This window comes from Chitinophaga pendula (assembly GCF_020386615.1).
Lineage (GTDB): Bacteria > Bacteroidota > Bacteroidia > Chitinophagales > Chitinophagaceae > Chitinophaga > Chitinophaga pendula.
In genome coordinates this window covers 6,304,874-6,323,099 of record NZ_CP077769.1, presented here as the reverse complement: position 1 = coordinate 6,323,099, position 18,226 = coordinate 6,304,874, and the positions used below count along the sequence as shown (strand labels likewise).

Genomic DNA, 18,226 nt, shown 5'->3' with positions numbered 1-18,226 from the left:
CAGGTTACTAAAACATTACTGATGAACTTATTATGGCTATTAATAGTATTGTTTGGCAGCATAGCCGTACTTGTGACAATACTATATCTGGCTGCCAGAAAACAACTGGAGACATCCCGTCAGCAGCAGGCACAGGCGGGTATGCAACAGGCCCAGCTGGAATCCAGACAGCAATACTATCAGCAATTGCTGGAAGAAAAGAAAGAGGAAGTGCAGGAAAAGCAGCAGCGACTGGATCATGTGTATACGCAGTTCCAGGATATGAATGCTGATCTGCACCGTGTTCAGGAACAAAACCGGCACCTGCAGCAGTTGCTGGCCACAGAAAAGCATCAGTTGCAGGAGGTCCAACAGCAAATGCAACTACAGTTCGAACATACGGCGCAGCAGCTGTTACAACGTATATCCGGTTCTTTTATGGAGCAGAACCAGTTGAAGATGCAGGACGTATTACAACCATTGTCGGAGAAGATAGAAAGTTTCCGTAGCAGTGTACAGCAATCGTTGGTATCTGAGACCGCTCAGCGGGCCGCTTTGCACAATGAATTGCAACGGCTGCTGCAACTAAATCAAACGCTTACCCAAGAAGCCAATAACCTGACTAATGCGCTCAAGGCGGATACCAAAAAACAAGGTAACTGGGGAGAAATGGTGTTGGAAAGAGTATTACAAGCTTCGGGGTTGGAGAAAGGGATTCACTATTCCACCCAGGAAAGTGGCCGGGATGAAGCGGGTAACCTGAAACGTCCTGACTTGTTATTGCAATTGCCGGATAACCGACAGCTGATCATTGACTCCAAAGTGTCCTTAAAGGCCTATGAGCAGTATTGTCATGCCTCTACAGATGTAGAGCGGCAGCAGGCATTAAAAGCACACCTGCAATCTGTAAAAAATCATGTGGACGAACTGAGCCGGAAGCAATATCCGCTACTTTATAATAATACTACTGATTTTGTATTGCTGTTTATCCCGATAGAGCCGGCATATGGGTTAGCGGTACTACACCAGGACGACTTGTATGACTATGCTTTCCGGCGTCGGGTGATCATGGTCAGCGTACCTGCATTGCTGGCGACCTTACGTATTATAGATTCTATGTGGCGACTGGAGCATCAGAATAAAAATGCTGAAGAGATCGTAAGACAGGGCACGGCTTTATATGACAAGTTTGTCGGTTTTGTGGATGATATGCGAGCAATTGGGATTCAATTGGGACGCAGCCAGGAAGCCTATGATAGTGCTATGAATAAGCTCAGTAGCGGTAAGGGCAATCTGATCAGCAGGACGGAGAATATGCGCCGTTTGGGATTGGATAATAAGAAGGAAATACCACGGGAAATGACGGACAGGATGAAGGGGGATCAGGTAAGCGGGCCTGATGATACTGAGGATGTTAGTGCCGCCCTCTCCTGATATGTGCGGCTTTCATGTGTATGAACCGCCATCTTACTTTCAGGCGCTGGTTGTTATAGATCAGTAGCAGATATACAGTAGCCATGATCGTGATAGTGCCCAGGATACCAAAAGTGAGGGGGAAGAATGCTGCATTGTTATTATAAATGTAGGCAGACATATAAGCCCCTAAACCGATTCCTGCTTCCAGGGCAATATACATAGAAGCCAATGCCCGTCCGCGGTGGGTGGGCAAGCCCAGGTCGATAGTCCAGGCGGTGACTGCCGGAGAGTTGATCCCTAGAGATATCCCATATACGACGGCCGATGCCATTAACATGGCAGGAGAGGTCGTTACGGCCATCATGAACATGGATACTGCCATCAACGTGGCTGATATTTTCAACATCGGCACCCGGCCATAGCGGTCGGACATTTTCCCTGCCACCAGTCGGACACCAATGGAACTGATGGTAAAGAAGGTAAAGAAAAGTCCTTTGTTCTTTACGCCCAAGTGATTACTGAAGTCCGGAATGATAGTCAATAAGGCGCCGTAGCTCACATAGGTGAGGAACGTGATAATGACCGGCGCCAGCACCAAAGGTTCAAATATTTCATTCCTGTTGATTTTTAACAGGGAGGGGTTAAAGCGTTGGCGATCGTGCAGGGTTTCTTTCATCCCTATCAGGATCACGACAGATAACAAGGCGAAGACGCCAGAGACCTGGAACATTATATTAATACCCCAGTGTGCCGCAATAAAGCCGCCGATTGCCGGGCCCATAGCCAGACCAATGGTACTGAAGAGCCCTACCATACCCATCGCTTCAGCCCGGCGATTATGTGGAACGAGGTCAGATACATAGGCAGAAGTGCCGGTAGGTTTGAAGCCCGTAGAGAAACCATGGAAAAAGCGGAGCAATAAAAACGCGCCTACAGAACTGATCAGCGGATAGAGGAGGCTACAGATCACACATACTACTGAGCCAAATATCATCACGGGTATGCGCCCGATTGAGTCTGTAAGTTTGCCGCTGAATGGGCGGGAGAGACCTGCCATCAACGTAAATAGTCCAATTATGTATCCTTTATAATCTTCACCACCCATGCTGCTCAGATAGGCGGGCAGTTCAGGTATCAGCATGTTGAAACTGGCTGAGAATAGCGCATTGCTGAGGCAGAGTAAAACAAACTGTAAGGTATATATTTTCCCCGACGGCGACGACTGGTCCATAATGATGCAAAGGTATTAACAATGGTAGAATCGACGGGGAGATTTTTTATAATTATTTATCTGTAAACTGTTCTTGCAGCAGCTGTAACTACTTAAACAAATGCAGAGAGCGGCTGTTATTATTTAACAGTTATTTTTCACATAACCTGATATATGTCAGGCGTTATCGTGGTTAAATTACTTACATTTAATACTGTAACCATTGAAAAATCAATACATATGAAAGCAAATATCGGAATCTCAGAAGAGCATTTAAAACAGGTAGCATTAGCATTAAATAAAGTATTGGCTGATCTGACCATATTGTATACCAAAACCCGAAATTATCACTGGAATGTGGAAGGTGATAATTTTATGGAGATGCATAAGTTTTATGAGGAACAATACAATGAGCTGGCAGAGACGATCGATGAGGTAGCGGAGCGTATCCGTATGCTGGGTCATTTTGCGGAGGGACGACTGGCAGATTATCTGAAGTTAACCTCTTTACTGGAGCAGGAGTATACGAACGATCAACAACAGCAGCTGAATAACCTGTTAGTTGATCATGAGACGGTGATCAGGTCATTACGTGGTCTGATCGATGAGCTGGAGGAAAAATACAAGGATAAGGGAACAGCGGATTTCATCACTGGGTTGTTGCGTCAGCATGAGAAGATGGCCTGGATGATCCGTGCTTATTTGAAATAACTGTTTATAATGGGCGAAGTACAAAGCTGGGCCCTGGTACTGTGCAGTCATGCTGCACGGCGCCAGGGCCGGTTTGTTTCATTGAAGAATGCGTCCTACTTTTGTCCGAGTTGTTAACTAATCCGACTTACTTCTGCGAAATGAACACGGTAACATGGAAAATACAAAAGAACTAAGGCTGGCGGTACTCATAGATGCTGATAACATTCCTTACGCCAACATCAAGGCGATGTTGGAGGAGGTTGCCAAATATGGGATACCGACCTTTAAGCGTATATATGGAGACTGGACCAAACCTACACTGACGGGTTGGAAGACGGTGTTGCTCGACAACGCTATTACACCTGTACAACAGTATAGTTATACTTCCGGTAAAAATGCTACGGACTCTGCTATGATCATTGACGCTATGGACATATTATATACCGGAAGGGTAGATGGGTTCTGTCTTGTATCCAGTGACAGTGATTTCACGAGGCTGGCTACCCGGTTAAGGGAGGCTGGTATGCGGGTATTCGGATTGGGGGAACGGAAGACGCCCAGCGCGTTCCGTGCGGCCTGTGATAAATTTATTTACCTGGAGATCCTGGAAGTCAGTGAAGATAAGGCGACACAAGGACCTAAGCAGAAATCCGCCAAAGAAAAGGCAAAAGGTATCAGTAAAGCGGACCGCGAAGTTATTAATTTGCTTTCTACCAGTATCAACGATATCGCCGATGAGGATGGATGGGCTTATCTGGGTGAATTGGGGAATCTGCTGTTGAAGAAACAACCGGATTTTGATGCCCGTAACTACGGGTATAGTAAGCTGCTACAGCTGATCAAGAGCTTCGATGTATTTGAGATAGATATCCGGGAGAGCGGGCGAAAGACTGGGAAGTTGGTATATGTAAAGGAAAAATAACAAACGGCTACCATTGGTAGCCGTTTCGTTTATAAAAAGGTATAAAAATCAATTAATTAGCGCTTTACATACCGGTAGGTAGCGTAAAGGAACATGGCAGCGAACAAGAACAGGAAAACATATGCTAACACGTGTCCGATTGCAGTGCCTGTCTCATAAAATCCTGACGTCGTTACTTGTAAAAGTGTCATAGTACTGATGTGTTTAAGATTTCCGGCTGCAAATTAGGTCATTCGGATGAAAAATCCCAATGATGATTTTTCAATATTCCATCAACTGATTAATGGTACTGTCCAGCCTGGACTTGGCCAGGAAGTTTTTCTCCAGGGCTGCGGCGAATGGTACGGGTGTGTCGAGACTGGCGCAACGTAAAATAGGCGCATCCAGTAGCTGGAAACAATGTTCTGCGATCCAAGCACTGATCTCCCCGCCTAATCCGCCAGTGAGCGTATCCTCATGGAGGATCAGCACTTTCCCTGAAGCAGCTACTGCAGTTTGTATTGCCTCATAATCCAGTGGTTGCAAGGTACGGAGATCGAGTATATAAATAGACAGATCGAGGTGTTGGGCAGCGTACTCTGTAGCCCAGTGTACTCCGCTACCGTAGGTAATGATGCTGATGTCAGTACCTTCCTGTACGATGCGGGCCTTTCCGATGGGCGTAAGGTAGTATTCGTCGGGGACCGGGCCGGCGATGCTGCGGTACAATGCTTTATGTTCAAAATACAATACCGGGTTAGGGTCTTCGAAGGCTGCCAGCAGGAGTCCTTTGGCATCTTCTGGTGTTGAGGGATATACCACCTTTAATCCTGGTGTATGTGTAAACCAAGCCTCGTTAGTCTGGGAGTGGAAGGGCCCGGCACCTACACCTGCGCCGGCGGGCATTCGGATCACTACATCTGCCGCTTGCCCCCAGCGATAATGGATTTTAGCCAGGTTGTTGACAATCTGGTTGAATGCGCAGGTGACGAAGTCTCCAAACTGCATTTCCACCATGCTTTTATATCCCATGAGGGAAAGTCCCAGGGCAGAGCCGACGATAGCACTTTCACAGATGGGGGTATTACGTACCCGTTGGCGGCCGAACTGCGCTACAAACCCCTCTGTTATTTTAAAGGCACCACCATATTCGGCAATATCCTGTCCCATAAGTACCAGTTCCGGATGCCGTTCCATCGCCTGCCGGAGTGCTTCGGCAATGGCATTGATAAAGCGCTTCTCCGGACTGGCGCCGGTGGGGGTGACCGTACCGGAAGGGGCCGGCGCGTAGATGTCAGCCAGTTCTGTCGTCGTATCTGCCGTTAATGGCGTATCATGGGCTGCCTTCGCTAATTCCTGTTCTATTTGCTGGCGAAGTTCATGGCGGATGTCTGTCATGGCTTTGCCGGAGAGTATACCTATATGTTGGAGGAAGGCTTCATAATGCAGTATGGGATCTTTCTGGGCCCATTCTTCCAGCAGGGCAGGGGGCACATACTTAGTACCGCTGGCTTCTTCATGTCCGCGCATGCGGAAAGTCATGGCTTCTATTAACACCGGTCTGCGATGAAGCAAGGCATGTTCTTTAGCATGGCGGATCGTGTGATATACTTCCAGGATATTGTTTCCATCTATGCGAATGCCTTCTATTCCGTATCCTGCAGCGCGACTCACTAGCTGTTCGCAGCGATATTGTTCTGCTACCGGCGTACTGAGGCCATAACCATTATTTTCTATGAGGAAGATCACGGGGAGTTCCCATACCGCCGCTACATTCAGTGCTTCATGAAACTCTCCTTCGCTGGTGCCACCTTCGCCGGTAAAGGTGAGGGCTACTTTTTGTTGTTGTTGCAGCTGATATGCGAGTGCGATGCCATCTGCAATAGACAGTTGAGGGCCCAGGTGGGAGATCATGCCGCAGATATGATGTTGGCGGCTGCCGAAATGGAACGAGCGTTCGCGGCCTTTACTATATCCGTCGGGGGAACCTTGCCACTGATGAAATAGTTTATGCAGTGGCATATGGCGGGTTGTAAAAACGCCCAGGTTACGATGTAGCGGAAGTATCCATTCGTCTTCTTCCAGTGCCAGTGTGGCGCCTACTGCAATAGCTTCCTGTCCTATACCGGAGAACCACTTACTGATCTTTCCCTGACGTAATAATAAAAGCATCTTTTCTTCTACCAGGCGCGGATAAAGTAGCGTCTTGTAGAAATGTACCAGTTGTTCGTCGTTGATATTCGTACGGTCGAAATGCATATGGTATAACGTGAAAGGGGTGAAACAGGCGGATGTAAGGAATTATCAGTAAATGCTGAAGGTAGTGGTTGCTGCTGAAAAGTTGCGACAGTTGCCAGTTGGGAAAACAGGCATTTTCAGTTTTCGTCTTTGCTACCGGCCAGGCTGTGCATGATGCTGTTGATAACGGTCATTACGATGCTGAACAATAGGGCCCACCAGAAGCCTTCCACTTTAAAGCCGGGAACCAGTTTGGCAGCGATCAGGATAATGATTGCATTGATAACCAGCAGGAAGAGCCCTAGTGTGACAATTGTAGCAGGCAATGTCAGTATTACCAGGATTGGTTTTACCAGCATATTCAGGAAGGCCAATACGAGCGCCAACAGGAGGGCAGTCAGGAAATCGCTGAGCCTTACACCAGGTAATAAATAGGCGGTCAGCATCGCGGCCAGTGCACTCACTAAAAGACGGATCAGGAAGTTCATAATGTACTGTTTTATACAGTAAATTAACTAAATACTATTGAAATGGGGTGAAGGGGTATCTAAATCTGCCGGGAGGGAATAAAAGAGACAGCCCCCAGAAGTGGTCTGTTTCTTCCAGTGGCTGTGTGGGTATGATATTGTGTGTGTATTTATTTTATCGCTTTATGGATGGTTGTAGCCATAATGGTTGCGCCCACCTTATCAGGATGTACGCCATCGGGAAAGTGGCTGCCGTATGGTTTTAAGGCTGAATACAGGTCGATCACTTTCAGTTTTTCGGCTTTTGCCAGTTTTTTAACGATGGGAATGATCTCATCTTTCACAACGGCTTCACGTATACCAAAGTTATCCTTGAATACCGGCACGGGGTAGCATACATATATTTTCGGTTTAGACGCCAGTTGCCGGAATTCATTGACGAACGCTGCATAGTCGGTATAGAATTCACTGCCATACTTCCAGTTATGTGGCTTGGAATCGTTGGTACCCAGTTTGATGATCACAATATTGGGTTCCCAGGATTTAGCATCGGTGAAGGTGGTTTCGTTCCAGTAGGGATAATCGCCTTTTTTGAGCAGCGTACGTCCACCACGACCGAAATTGCGTACTTCATATTTGTCTCCCAGGAGTCTTTGCAGGTGTGCTGGATAGGTACTATCGCCCAGACCATGTCCTTCCGTGATACTGTTACCGATACAGGCTACTTTTATTTTCTGTTGTGCGTGGGTGATGATGGCGGTAGCAACGAGCATCATCAACAGCAGGAACCGTTTTACCATGGAATTTTATTTTTTTATGAACGCCATCCACTGCCGGGATATGTGAGACTGGCCGACAGGAGGTAGCAAGCGGGTTTATCAGGAAATATTATTTGAAATCATCGCTATCCCGGTATGCTTTGATCAGTGCTAATTCGCCCTCTTTGCCGGGTTTGGAGTTGCCATGTTCCATTCCCATGACACCTTTGTAGCCCTTTTCATACAGGAACTTGAATATATTTTTATAGTTGATCTCACCGGTGGTGGGTTCTTTACGACCCGGGTTGTCACCTATTTGTATGTATGCGATCTCGTCCCAGCACCACTCCATATGTGGAATGATATGACCTTCATTGCGTTGCATATGATAGATGTCGAAAAGTATCTTACAACTGGGGCTTTTTACGGCTTTGCAGATCATGAATGTCTGATCGGAATGGCGAAGGAACAGGTCCGGTGTATCGGAGAGCGGTTCGAGTACCATGGTAAGGCCCTGTTGTTCAAATATTTCTGCGCCGCGACGAAGGGCTTCGATGACATTGGCGGTTTGAATACCTAGTGGCAGATTGCGTTCGAAAAAGCCAGGGACTACTGTCGCCCATTTGGCGTTGACCCGCTTGGCGGTAGCCACGCTTTCGTGGCAGGTCTTGACAAAGGCATCGATAAATTCCTGTTTTCCGGTAGTCAGGGATGTTTTCCAGTTGTTACCCGTGTCTACAACGAATACGCCCATGGTCATATTCAGCTTGGCGAGGAGGGTACCTATTTTTTCCTGTAAGGCGACATCTCTTTTCAGCATCCCATTGTCTTCTATGGCACGGAATCCCTGATCACGCATAAACCGGATCTGGTCCAGGAAATCTTCTCCGGCGCTGTTCTTAAACATGCCGGCATGGGGGGCATAATTGAGATTGAATGTTTTACCAGCCGTCTGAAGGGGAGCGGCGGTAGCAGCAATAGAAGAGGCTATACCGGTGCCCATTGCCATGGCCGAGAGGCTGGCAAAGGTGCTCTGCTGCAGGAATTTTCGTCTTTCCATAACGCTTTGATAAAATTACAGGACTTAAGGAATAGCGATAAATTTAATCGCTTTTCTATGGAAATGCTAGCTTATAGGATAAAAAAAACAGCTCATCCAGCAAATATTTGAGTTTATAAAAAAATATTGCATTCCCGCTCGTTATTTAATAAATTCACCTGCCTATTTTTAATAAACGTAAATGAAACACTTCCTAATGATCATGTCGGCTGGTACTTTTATGTGCCAGGCAGCTGCTGCACAGGAGCAGCCAGCGACGGCATTTACACCTTACGAGCAACAAATACCCGGTACGGACCTAAAATTCAAGATGGTGCCTATACAAGGGGGTTCTTTTTTGATGGGTAGTCCTGCCGGGGAGCAGGGTCGGGGTACCGATGAGGGGCCGCAGCAACAGGTAAAAATATCTCCTTTCTGGATGGGTGCCTGCGAGGTGACCTTTGACGAATATGACATTTATGCTGATGCGGAAAAGGACAAAACACCTACTCCTGACGGGATGACCCGCCCGAGTCCACCTTATATAGACCTGACGTTGGGAATGGGGAAATCCGGAGGATATCCTGCCAACAGTATGAGTCAGTATGGCGCCCTGATGTATTGTCGCTGGCTATATGCCAAAACGGGGATCTTTTTCCGGTTACCGACGGAAGCGGAATGGGAATATGCCTGTCGGGCGGGTAGTACTACAGCTTATCCATTCGGCAAAGATGCCGGTGTGTTGAAGGACTATGCCTGGTATGCAGGTGACAGCGAAAACAAATATCATAAGGTAGGACAGCTGAAGCCTAATGCCTGGGGGCTTTATGATATGTTAGGCAATGTAGGGGAATGGACGATGGATCAATATGACGAGCATTTCCTGGAGAAGGCGGGGAAAGAGAACCCCTGGAATAAGCCAACAGCCAAAACGTCCAGGACTATTAAAGGAGGAAATTATCAGGATACCGCAGATAAGTTAAGAAGTGCTGCCAGATTAAAATCTGATCCGAATTGGAACCGTCGTGATCCACAGATACCTAAGAGTAAATGGTGGAATGCAGATGCGCCATTTATCGGATTCAGGGTTGTAAGACCACAACAGCAACCTACGCCGGCAGAAGCAGCCGAATTCTATGAAACAATGATCGATAAGTATATCGGAGCCAGATAAGTACAGTGTCAAGCAAGTGGGTCAACAGCCCATAATGAGAACAATGAAAATGTAGCCTGTAAGTCCTGATCGTCACATTAAACAATGTATAATATCTACGCGCGCAATTAACACCTAAGAGGTTCAACCAACATAAACACTTTTATCATGAAAGAGCAACAATCATTCCACGCGCAAGGCCGGAGGGAATTTATGAAACAGACGTCCCTATTAGCGGGCGGCCTCCTGGCGATGCCTATATTATCTCATGCCAATTTCTTTTCCGGCAGCAATGATGTCATCAAGGTAGCATTGATCGGTTGTGGTGGCCGGGGTACGGGCGCTGCCGTACAAGCCTTGCGCACCAAGCAGAATGTGCAGTTGGTGGCAATGGCCGATGCGTTTGCTGACCGGCTGGAGAGCAGCTATGAAGGCATAAAAGAAGAACTGGGAGAGCAATCTTCCCGCCTGGCTGTAAAACCGGAGCATAAGTTCGTAGGTTTTGATGCCTATCTCAAAGCGATACCGTTAGCGGATGTGGTGATCTTAACGACTCCTCCCGGATTCCGGCCTATTCATTTTGAGGAGGCGATCAAACAGAATAAGCATGTATTTATGGAGAAGCCGGTGGCGACAGATCCTGCCGGTATAAAGCGCGTATTGGTTGCTGCAGAACAGGCAAAAGCGAAACGTCTGAACGTGGTAGTGGGTTTACAGCGTCATTACCAGGAGTCTTACCGTCAGTTGTATAAACGCCTGAAAGACGGTATGATCGGCGATATCCTGTCTATGCAGGTATGGTGGAACCAAGGTGCATTATGGGTAAAACCCCGTAAACCTGAATATACAGAAATGGAGTACCAGATGCGTAACTGGTATTATTTTAACTGGTTGTGTGGGGATCATATCGTAGAGCAACATATTCATAATATAGACGTGGGTAACTGGTTTATGGGGGCTACTCCTGTTACTGCTGTGGGTATGGGCGGTCGTGCTGTTCGTACGGGCAAAGAGTACGGTGAAATCTATGACCATCACTTTGTAGAGTACCGCTATAACAATGGTGTGGTAATGAATGCACAATGCCGGCATTGGAAAGATGCTGCCAGCCGGGTGGATGAGGAGATCGTAGGAACTAAAGGGCGTATCATTTGTGATAAAGGGATTATCCAGGATCACAAAGGCAAGGTATTGTTCCAGTACCAGCGGAAGCCGGGAGGTGATGTAAGTCCTTACCAGGTAGAGCACGACGAGCTGTTTGCTGCTATTGCCAAGGGAGAATATAAATTCCAGGACGCGGAGCGTGGAGCACAGGCGACCCTATCTGCTATTATCGGCAGGATGGCGACTTATTCCGGCCAGATCATCCCTTGGGATAAGGCACTGAACAGTGGTATTGATCTGCAGCCTAAGGAGTATTCCTTTAATGCCAAACCTCCTGTAACACCGGATGCGGATGGTTTCTATGCATATGCCAAACCGGGGATTACCAAATATTTCAGCTAACCGGCCCTTGTAATTATACATTATGTTTGTGGGGACTGCTGTATGCCGAATTGCATACGGTAGTCCCCACGACATTATAGGCCAGTATTTATCACCCAGATACCATCTATGAAGAGAAGTGTTTTAATCCTGTTGTTGCTGACCGGCGCCTTCTATTCGAGCACGCAAGCGCAATACACACCGGTAAAAAAATGGGCCCAGGAGTTATTACAAAGTATTCCGCTGAAACAGGCACATACCGGCATCAGCATCTACGAACCGGCTACACGTCAATATTGGTATCAATACCAGGCAGATAAGTATTTCACACCGGGTTCCAACACTAAGATATTCAGTTTGTATACTGGTCTGGAAATACTAGGGGATTCATTGCCAGGTATCCGCTATAAGGAAACGGACAGAGTGTTGTATATCAAAGGAATGGGGGACCCGTCTTTCCTGCACCCGGACTATGGTTATCAACCTGTATATGAGCGTTTGCGTGCCGGAGAGCAACCACTGGTCTTATTGCCCGCTGTCAATGAGAACACGCGATTCGGTCCCGGATGGTCCTGGGAGGATTATGCGGAGGACTATCAACCAGAACGGAGTGAATGGCCCATGTACGGTAATGTAGCCCGTATCTGGTATAAGGGAAAGGCTGCGGGTATCAGGCCTGCAAGTATGGAGGCTGGAGGTGGATTTGAGTGGAGGGCTGCAGCGGGGCTCTCTAAGCCGGTTACTATGCGTGATGAGTATCGTAATTACTTTCGATTACAGTGGCCTGCCGGCAGTCAGGATACGTTACGAAGAGAAGTACCTTTCATCACCGGGGATGCGATGGCGTTAGCTGTCCGGCTTGCGGATACTTTGCACCGGCCAGTGCGGCTGGCTACCGGTGCAGATATACCGGATAAATTACTATTACAACACAGCCTACCTGTTGATTCCCTGTTTATTCCCATGATGCACCGGAGCGATAATTTTTTCGCAGAACAGGTATTAATGATGAGCAGTGCTTTATTGTGGGATACGATCAGTAGTAGCCGGATGATCGATCATATGTTGACGCGATATCTGCGGGGATTACCCCATTCGCCGCAGTGGGTAGATGGATCGGGTTTATCCAGGTACAACCTGTTTACGCCGGCAGACTTTATATGGGTATTGGATACCATGTACCGGCGTTTCCCGAAGGAGCGGTTGTGGGAATTATTCCCGACAGGGGGGAAAGGTACGTTGCGCAACTACTATCCGCAGGGATTCGTGCATGCGAAAACAGGTACTTTAAGTGGGTGTGTTACTTTGAGCGGTTATCTGGTTACAAAGAAAGGGAAATTGCTGGTGTTCAGTGTGTTGGTCAATAATCACACGGGGAAGGCAATGGCGGTGAGAAGGGAGGTGGAGCAATTCCTGACGAAGATATGGGCGGGATATTGATAAAAGTAAGGGGGCAGACTGCGTAGGTCTGCCCCCTTGTATAGTGATTAATTCTCTCTCTTTACTTTAAAAGTTCCTGTAACAGGGACAATGACATTGTTTATATCTTTTATATTACCGGAGACAGATCCTATAATATATTCTCCAGCTTTGTTGGCGATTTGAGTAACGGTTACTTTCACGTCTACGTTATTATAGCTGGATGTTGGGTTCCTATAGGAGAAACGGGATGCATTTGCTGTGCCTACTGTATAGGAATCTACAGAAAACTCTAGCCATGTGCTATCTGCACCTCTTTTAGGAGAACCGCTAATTGCAAAACTGTTTGTATTTAAATACGATTTCACGGAATCAAGTGGAGATGTAAATTTCACAGATGTATTATTGATATTCATATCGATAATACCATCTGCGGTCTGCCCACACACTTTAAACGATGGTGTTATGCTACCAATACTTACCTGGAAGGTATTAGTCGTAAGTGCATTGGTTGCATTGTCGAGAAGAGTGAACTCGGCATTTACCTGCGTGTTGGTGCATCGACTTAGTGTGACTTTAAACGTGCCATTACTGATAATAGCCCTGTAATTTTTTCCTTCCAGCAGAATATTCACCAAGCCATTGGCTACCGGATTATTATTACAGTCTTCTACGGTGCCGGTAACAGATAATGCACTGGGGATCGGTATCGCCAGTTTGAAGGTGCCGAGATCAGTAGCTGCAGTCATGGGGGCTAGGTCCTGTTTGAGCAATACGGCGCCGCAGTCATTAAGGATGGTCATTTCTAGCGGTGCGTTAGCGGGTACCATTCCGATCAGCTGGCCTTTATCATTAGTGTATCCATATCCGATACTATTATCCGATTTTTTCTTGATCTGTACAGGTAGATTTGGTAACACGGCGCCCTGTGCATCTAACAGGAGGGCTTTCAGTTGCACGATGGTGAAGGGAGCGTCGCAGTTCCAGAAGGAGAAGTGGCTTACTGTACCTACATACTGTGTGCCCTGTTTGGTCGCGCTGCCATCTTCTTTCCATAGCCCGCTAGCTTCATCAAAATACCATAGGGGGATGGTGGCTGGAGCACTGGCTTGCAGGGATGCGGGTATGTTCATTTTCATCGTTACCTTTTTAGCCGGGTCTAACTGGAGGGTTTCTCCATTATCACCGATCAGTTCTACCGCCATCATGCCGAACGACTGCAATCCTACCTGGGCGCCACCCTGGGCGACGCCACGGAGATCGCCGGGCATGATATCGCGGAAGTTCTTGCTTTCGGGATTGAGATAGGCAAATGCGATGGATACATTACCGGTGTAGATCTGGCCGGCGGCATTCCTGACCTGGCCGGCGACAAAGGTCAGTTCTGTGCTGGGCAGGCTGACGGTACCTCCGCTGCGGCTATCGAAAGTGCCTGCTGTCTTTTTGGGCAGTAGTTCTATTTGCGCGTATGCCTGTGCGTTAGTATTAACCAGCAGGGTACGGGAGCCGGTGAAGTATCCTGGTTTAGTTGCTTTTATCACGGCTCCGGCTGAGGGAACGGCCACTTTCGCGAAGGAGAAGTTACCATTCACATCTGTGGTGGCGGTGATGGTACCGCAAGTAACGGTGGCTCCTTGTACCGGGGACTGATTTTCGTTGAGTACACGGCCTTGCAGGCTGGTTTGGATAACTTCAGGTAGTGGGGGTAAGGTACCTCCATTGCTACTTTCCAGCGAGGTCTCCTTATGGCAGGCGAGAAACGCACCGATCACCAGGAAGACTAATAGGAAGACAGGGTATAGTTTTTTGGTTATCATCGATCTTAAATTGCTATAATCAGGAAGGTTAATCTCCTGTAAATATAGCTGAATGCCTACATGTGTTCAAACTTAGCTGAGGGGATTGCATCATTATAGAGAATGTGTAGTTCCTACGTTTATTTTTAGAAAATATTTAAGTGGATTGCTGTTATCTTGTTAGTGTAATAATTACCCTTTATACAAACACATCAACCAAAAGAAAGGAATTTAACCAAAATCAAACTATCCTGAATATGAATGTATTACCACGGTTGTCGTGCTGCTGGCGCCGCTCGTAGTCATTCATCTGGAATTCCACCAAGAGACCTTTTTCCATTGAGCGTATAAGAACCAGGGTGCGTAAGGACTGCACAATAATGAAAAACTGACAGGCAGTATTACAGCACGCTATCCTACTATTATGGACCTAAAATTAACACTATGGTAAACTGATTCCACTGATACGGCTTGCCCAAGAAGCTGTGTATTACCCACTTTTTATGAAAACAATGAAAGATGCCACAGAGGTAGTACTGCTGCATGCTACCCTATTGATCATTAACTAAAACTTACATTATGGTAAAAATTCCACGCATTGCAAAGCTATTGCTGTTATTGTGCATTGTACCAGCGGCATTGCATAGCTTTTCTGCTGCGGCTGTTCCTGTGCCCGGATTACAGCAACAGCAAAGTCTCACTGTTTCCGGGAAAGTAAAAGATAAAAATGGTAACCCCTTACCGGGCGTAACGGTACTTGTAAAAGACACTAAAAAAGGAGCAACTACGGATGAAAAAGGTAGTTATCAGATCAGGGATGTATCGAAATCTGCGGTGCTTGTATTCCAGTTCATCGGGTTTGAGCGGCAGGAGGCGGCTGTTAGTGCGAACGGAACGGTGAATGTGGTATTAAAGGAGAATGAGCAGACGCTGCAGGAGTATGTGGCGGTAGGTTATGGTGTACAGAAGAAGGTGACGAAAACCGGTTCGGTAGCTTCGATCAAAGGGACGGAGCTTAAGCAGTCGCCAAACGTGAACGTTTCCAACAGTCTGGTGGGGCGGGTGCCGGGTCTGATCGCGATGAACCAGAGTGGGGAGCCAGGTAATGACGGTTCCCGGATATTGATACGCGGTCGGAGTACGACGGGTAATACTAATCCGTTGGTGGTGATAGATGGATTTCCGCGGGATGGGCTGGAGCGTCTGAACCCTAATGACATAGAAAGTATTTCTGTGTTGAAAGATGCGGCTGCAGCCATCTATGGTTCCCGTGCGGCCAATGGTGTGATCCTGGTGACGACCAAGCGAGGTAAATCGGGGAAGCCTACACTCAGTTATGGATTTAACCAAGGTTTTGTACAGCCTACCCGTCTGCCCAAGATGGCTGATGGGCCTACTTATGCCCGTATTGTCAACGAGATCAATGAATATAGTGGTGATAAGCCGAAGTTTACGCCGGAGGATATCCGGAAGTTTGAAGACGGCTCTGATCCCTGGCGGCATCCGAATACGAACTGGTATAAAGCGGTGATCAAGGATGTGGCGTTGCAGAACCGGCATGATCTGTCTATTAGTGGGGGGACGGAGAAGATGACCTATTTCGTGTCGCTGGGGACGCTGTTTCAGGACGGTATCTATAAAAGCAGTGCAACCAATTACAAGCAACATGATGTGCGGGCTAACCTTGACGCGGTGATCACGGACAATATCCGTATACGGGTGGACCTGGCCGGCAGGATGGAGGACCGGAATTTCCCTCCCCGGAGTGCCGGCTCTATCTTCCGGGCGCTGATGCGTGGCCGGCCCACAGAGAATGCTATCTGGCCGAATGGGTTGCCCGGGCCGGATATTGAATATGGTGATAATCCGGTGGTGACTAGTACCAATAAGATAGGTTATGATCGTCAGCGCCGGTATGTGGTGAACAGTGCGCTGGTTGCTGTGATCAATATTCCGAAGGTGCCGGGTTTGTTTGTGGATGGTAGTATGGCTATTGACCAGGCATTTACTTTCCAGAAGCGTTTTACCAAACCCTGGACATTGTATACCCTGGGAGATGGCGTAGATGCTAACGGCCAACCTGTGCTTAATGCTGCGCAGCGAGGGGTGAGTGCGCCGGAGTTATATGAATCCTATGATCAACTGCAAAATATTACGCTGAATGCGAAGCTGAACTATGTCAAATCTTTTGATAAACACTTTGTGAGTGCATTTGTGGCGGTAGAGCAGGCGGAGATGAAAGGCGATAACTTCAACGGGCAGCGCCGCTACTTTGTATCTGACAAGATAGACCAGCTTTTTGCCGGTGCGGACAAGGAGAAAAATATCGACGGTGGGGGGCAGGTTTTTGCCCGGCGGAATTTTTTCGGCCGTGTGTCTTACAACTATAATGAGACGTACCTGTTCGACTTCAACTGGCGGGTGGACGGTTCGCAAAATTTCCCCAGCAATGGCCGTTACGGTTTCTTCCCAGGCGTGTCTGCCGGATGGGTGCTATCTAATGAGCGATTCTGGAAGGAGCGTATCAAGGGGTTGAATTATTTTAAGTTGAGAGGGTCTTTCGGGCAGTTGGGGAATGACCAGGTGCCCAGTTTCCAGTATTTGAGCGCTTATGGTTTCCGGAGTGGTGGTGTGGTATTCGGGACGGATGTTAACAAAGCGATCTATCAATTGCGGACACCTAATCCCAATATTACCTGGGAGGTATTGAACTCTTTCAACATTGGTGTGGAAGGTAAACTGATCAAAGACAAGCTTGGATTTGAGATTGACTATTTCTATCAGCGCAGGTCTAATATCCTGACGCAGCGTAATGCTACGGTGCCTGCTTATACGGGATTGATATTGCCGGATGAGAACCTTGGTAAAGTGCAGAATGCGGGATTTGAGGCATTGATCAGTCATAAGAATGACCTGGGTAAGTTCCACTATGAGGTGATCGGTACGGTTTCTTATTCGCACAATAAAGTATTGTTCAAGGACGAGCCCAGTAATCTGCCGGATTATCAACGGGAGACGGGTAAGCAGATCGGCAGCAACCTGTTTTATGAGGCGATCGGAATTTACAGGGACCAGGCATCTGTAGATAAGACCCCTCATATTGACGGGGCGAGGGCCGGGGATGTTATATTCCGGGATGTGAATGGCGACGGTAAGATCGACGACCTGGATCGTGTGCGGGTAGACCAGACGGAGAGTCCGGAGTGGATACCGGCGTTGACGCTGAGTGGTAAATACAAGAATGTGGATTTCACCATCTTGTTCCAGGGCGGATTTAACGGGCGGCAATATTTGCGGACAGAGTCAGGGTTGATCGGCAATTTCCCGATGCGGTTTGTGGAGGATCGCTGGACGAAGGATAACCCGGATGCTTCCTGGCCACGTGCGTATGACCGTGACCGTGAGTACTGGGTGAACCGTCAGAATACTTTCTGGTATTGGAACACGAACTACGTACGTTTGAAAACGGTGATGATCGGATATACGATACCCGCTTCTTTCCGTAAGCGTATCGGGTTGCAGGATGTGCGCATATATGTGAGTGGCCAGAACCTGCTGACTTTTGACAAAGTAAAGGTATTTGACCCAGAGCTGCCCTGGGGTAGTGGCCAGTTCTATCCTCAGACCAAGATCTACAACGTAGGTATAAACATTACCTTCTAAACCTGTAAG

Annotated in this window: 13 protein-coding genes; 7 read left to right on the top strand and 6 right to left on the bottom strand. The window is 47.6% G+C overall.

Features of this window, described 5'->3' with window-relative positions; genetic code table 11:
* The first annotated feature begins 21 nt into the window (after nt 1-21).
* The gene (locus KTO58_RS23640; protein WP_095837036.1) at nt 22-1,413 is read left to right on the top strand and encodes a DNA recombination protein RmuC; all 1,392 of its coding nucleotides are present in this window, start codon (nt 22-24) and stop codon (nt 1,411-1,413) included.
* Here KTO58_RS23640 and KTO58_RS23635 read toward each other — a convergent pair.
* The gene (locus KTO58_RS23635) at nt 1,394-2,626 is read right to left on the bottom strand and encodes an MFS transporter (protein ID WP_095837037.1); all 1,233 of its coding nucleotides are present in this window, start codon (nt 2,624-2,626) and stop codon (nt 1,394-1,396) included. The two genes, KTO58_RS23640 and KTO58_RS23635, sit on opposite strands and share 20 nt — an antisense overlap.
* A gap of 219 nt (nt 2,627-2,845) precedes the next feature.
* On the opposite strand from KTO58_RS23635, the gene KTO58_RS23630 reads away from it, so the two are divergent.
* Nucleotides 2,846-3,316 (top strand): Dps family protein, encoded by a 471-nt coding sequence (locus tag KTO58_RS23630; protein ID WP_095841421.1) that lies wholly within the window; start codon nt 2,846-2,848, stop codon nt 3,314-3,316.
* A 154-nt stretch (nt 3,317-3,470) separates the two neighbouring features.
* Entirely contained in the window at nt 3,471-4,220 is a 750-nt protein-coding gene (locus KTO58_RS23625; RefSeq protein WP_095837038.1) for an NYN domain-containing protein, read from the top strand.
* A 261-nt stretch (nt 4,221-4,481) separates the two neighbouring features.
* On the opposite strand, the gene KTO58_RS23620 is transcribed toward KTO58_RS23625, so the two are convergent.
* The 4 genes from KTO58_RS23620 to KTO58_RS23605 form a co-directional block, all read right to left on the bottom strand.
* Nucleotides 4,482-6,458 (bottom strand): alpha-ketoacid dehydrogenase subunit alpha/beta, encoded by a 1,977-nt coding sequence (locus KTO58_RS23620; protein WP_095837039.1) that lies wholly within the window; start codon nt 6,456-6,458, stop codon nt 4,482-4,484.
* A gap of 116 nt (nt 6,459-6,574) precedes the next feature.
* The gene (locus KTO58_RS23615) at nt 6,575-6,925 is read right to left on the bottom strand and encodes a phage holin family protein (RefSeq protein WP_095837040.1); all 351 of its coding nucleotides are present in this window, start codon (nt 6,923-6,925) and stop codon (nt 6,575-6,577) included.
* A gap of 149 nt (nt 6,926-7,074) precedes the next feature.
* Nucleotides 7,075-7,704 (bottom strand): GDSL-type esterase/lipase family protein, encoded by a 630-nt coding sequence (locus KTO58_RS23610; protein ID WP_095837041.1) that lies wholly within the window; start codon nt 7,702-7,704, stop codon nt 7,075-7,077.
* Between the two features lie 88 nt (nt 7,705-7,792).
* Entirely contained in the window at nt 7,793-8,722 is a 930-nt protein-coding gene (locus KTO58_RS23605) for a hydroxypyruvate isomerase family protein (protein WP_095837042.1), read from the bottom strand.
* Between the two features lie 181 nt (nt 8,723-8,903).
* Here KTO58_RS23605 and KTO58_RS23600 point away from each other — a divergent pair, with 181 nt between their 5' ends.
* The 3 genes from KTO58_RS23600 (at nt 8,904) to KTO58_RS23590 (ending at nt 12,779) form a co-directional block, all read left to right on the top strand.
* On the top strand, nt 8,904-9,875 hold the full coding sequence (locus KTO58_RS23600) for a formylglycine-generating enzyme family protein (RefSeq protein ID WP_095837043.1): 972 nt from the start codon (nt 8,904-8,906) through the stop codon (nt 9,873-9,875).
* A 147-nt stretch (nt 9,876-10,022) separates the two neighbouring features.
* Nucleotides 10,023-11,360: a Gfo/Idh/MocA family protein gene (locus tag KTO58_RS23595; RefSeq protein WP_095837044.1), complete on the top strand. Its 1,338-nt coding sequence runs from the start codon at nt 10,023-10,025 to the stop codon at nt 11,358-11,360.
* A gap of 108 nt (nt 11,361-11,468) precedes the next feature.
* Nucleotides 11,469-12,779 carry a D-alanyl-D-alanine carboxypeptidase/D-alanyl-D-alanine-endopeptidase gene (locus tag KTO58_RS23590; RefSeq protein WP_095837045.1) on the top strand — a complete coding sequence of 437 codons (1,311 nt, stop codon included), beginning with the start codon at nt 11,469-11,471 and terminating at the stop codon, nt 12,777-12,779.
* Nucleotides 12,780-12,826: 47 nt separating this feature from the next.
* Here the strand turns inward: KTO58_RS23590 and KTO58_RS23585 are convergent, their stop codons facing one another.
* Complete coding sequence (locus KTO58_RS23585; RefSeq protein ID WP_095837046.1) at nt 12,827-14,575, bottom strand: carboxypeptidase-like regulatory domain-containing protein; 1,749 nt, start codon at nt 14,573-14,575, stop codon at nt 12,827-12,829.
* Nucleotides 14,576-15,133: 558 nt separating this feature from the next.
* Between KTO58_RS23585 and KTO58_RS23580 the strand changes: the two genes are divergently transcribed.
* Complete coding sequence (locus KTO58_RS23580) at nt 15,134-18,217, top strand: SusC/RagA family TonB-linked outer membrane protein (protein ID WP_225859890.1); 3,084 nt, start codon at nt 15,134-15,136, stop codon at nt 18,215-18,217.
* The last annotated feature ends 9 nt before the right edge of the window (nt 18,218-18,226 follow it).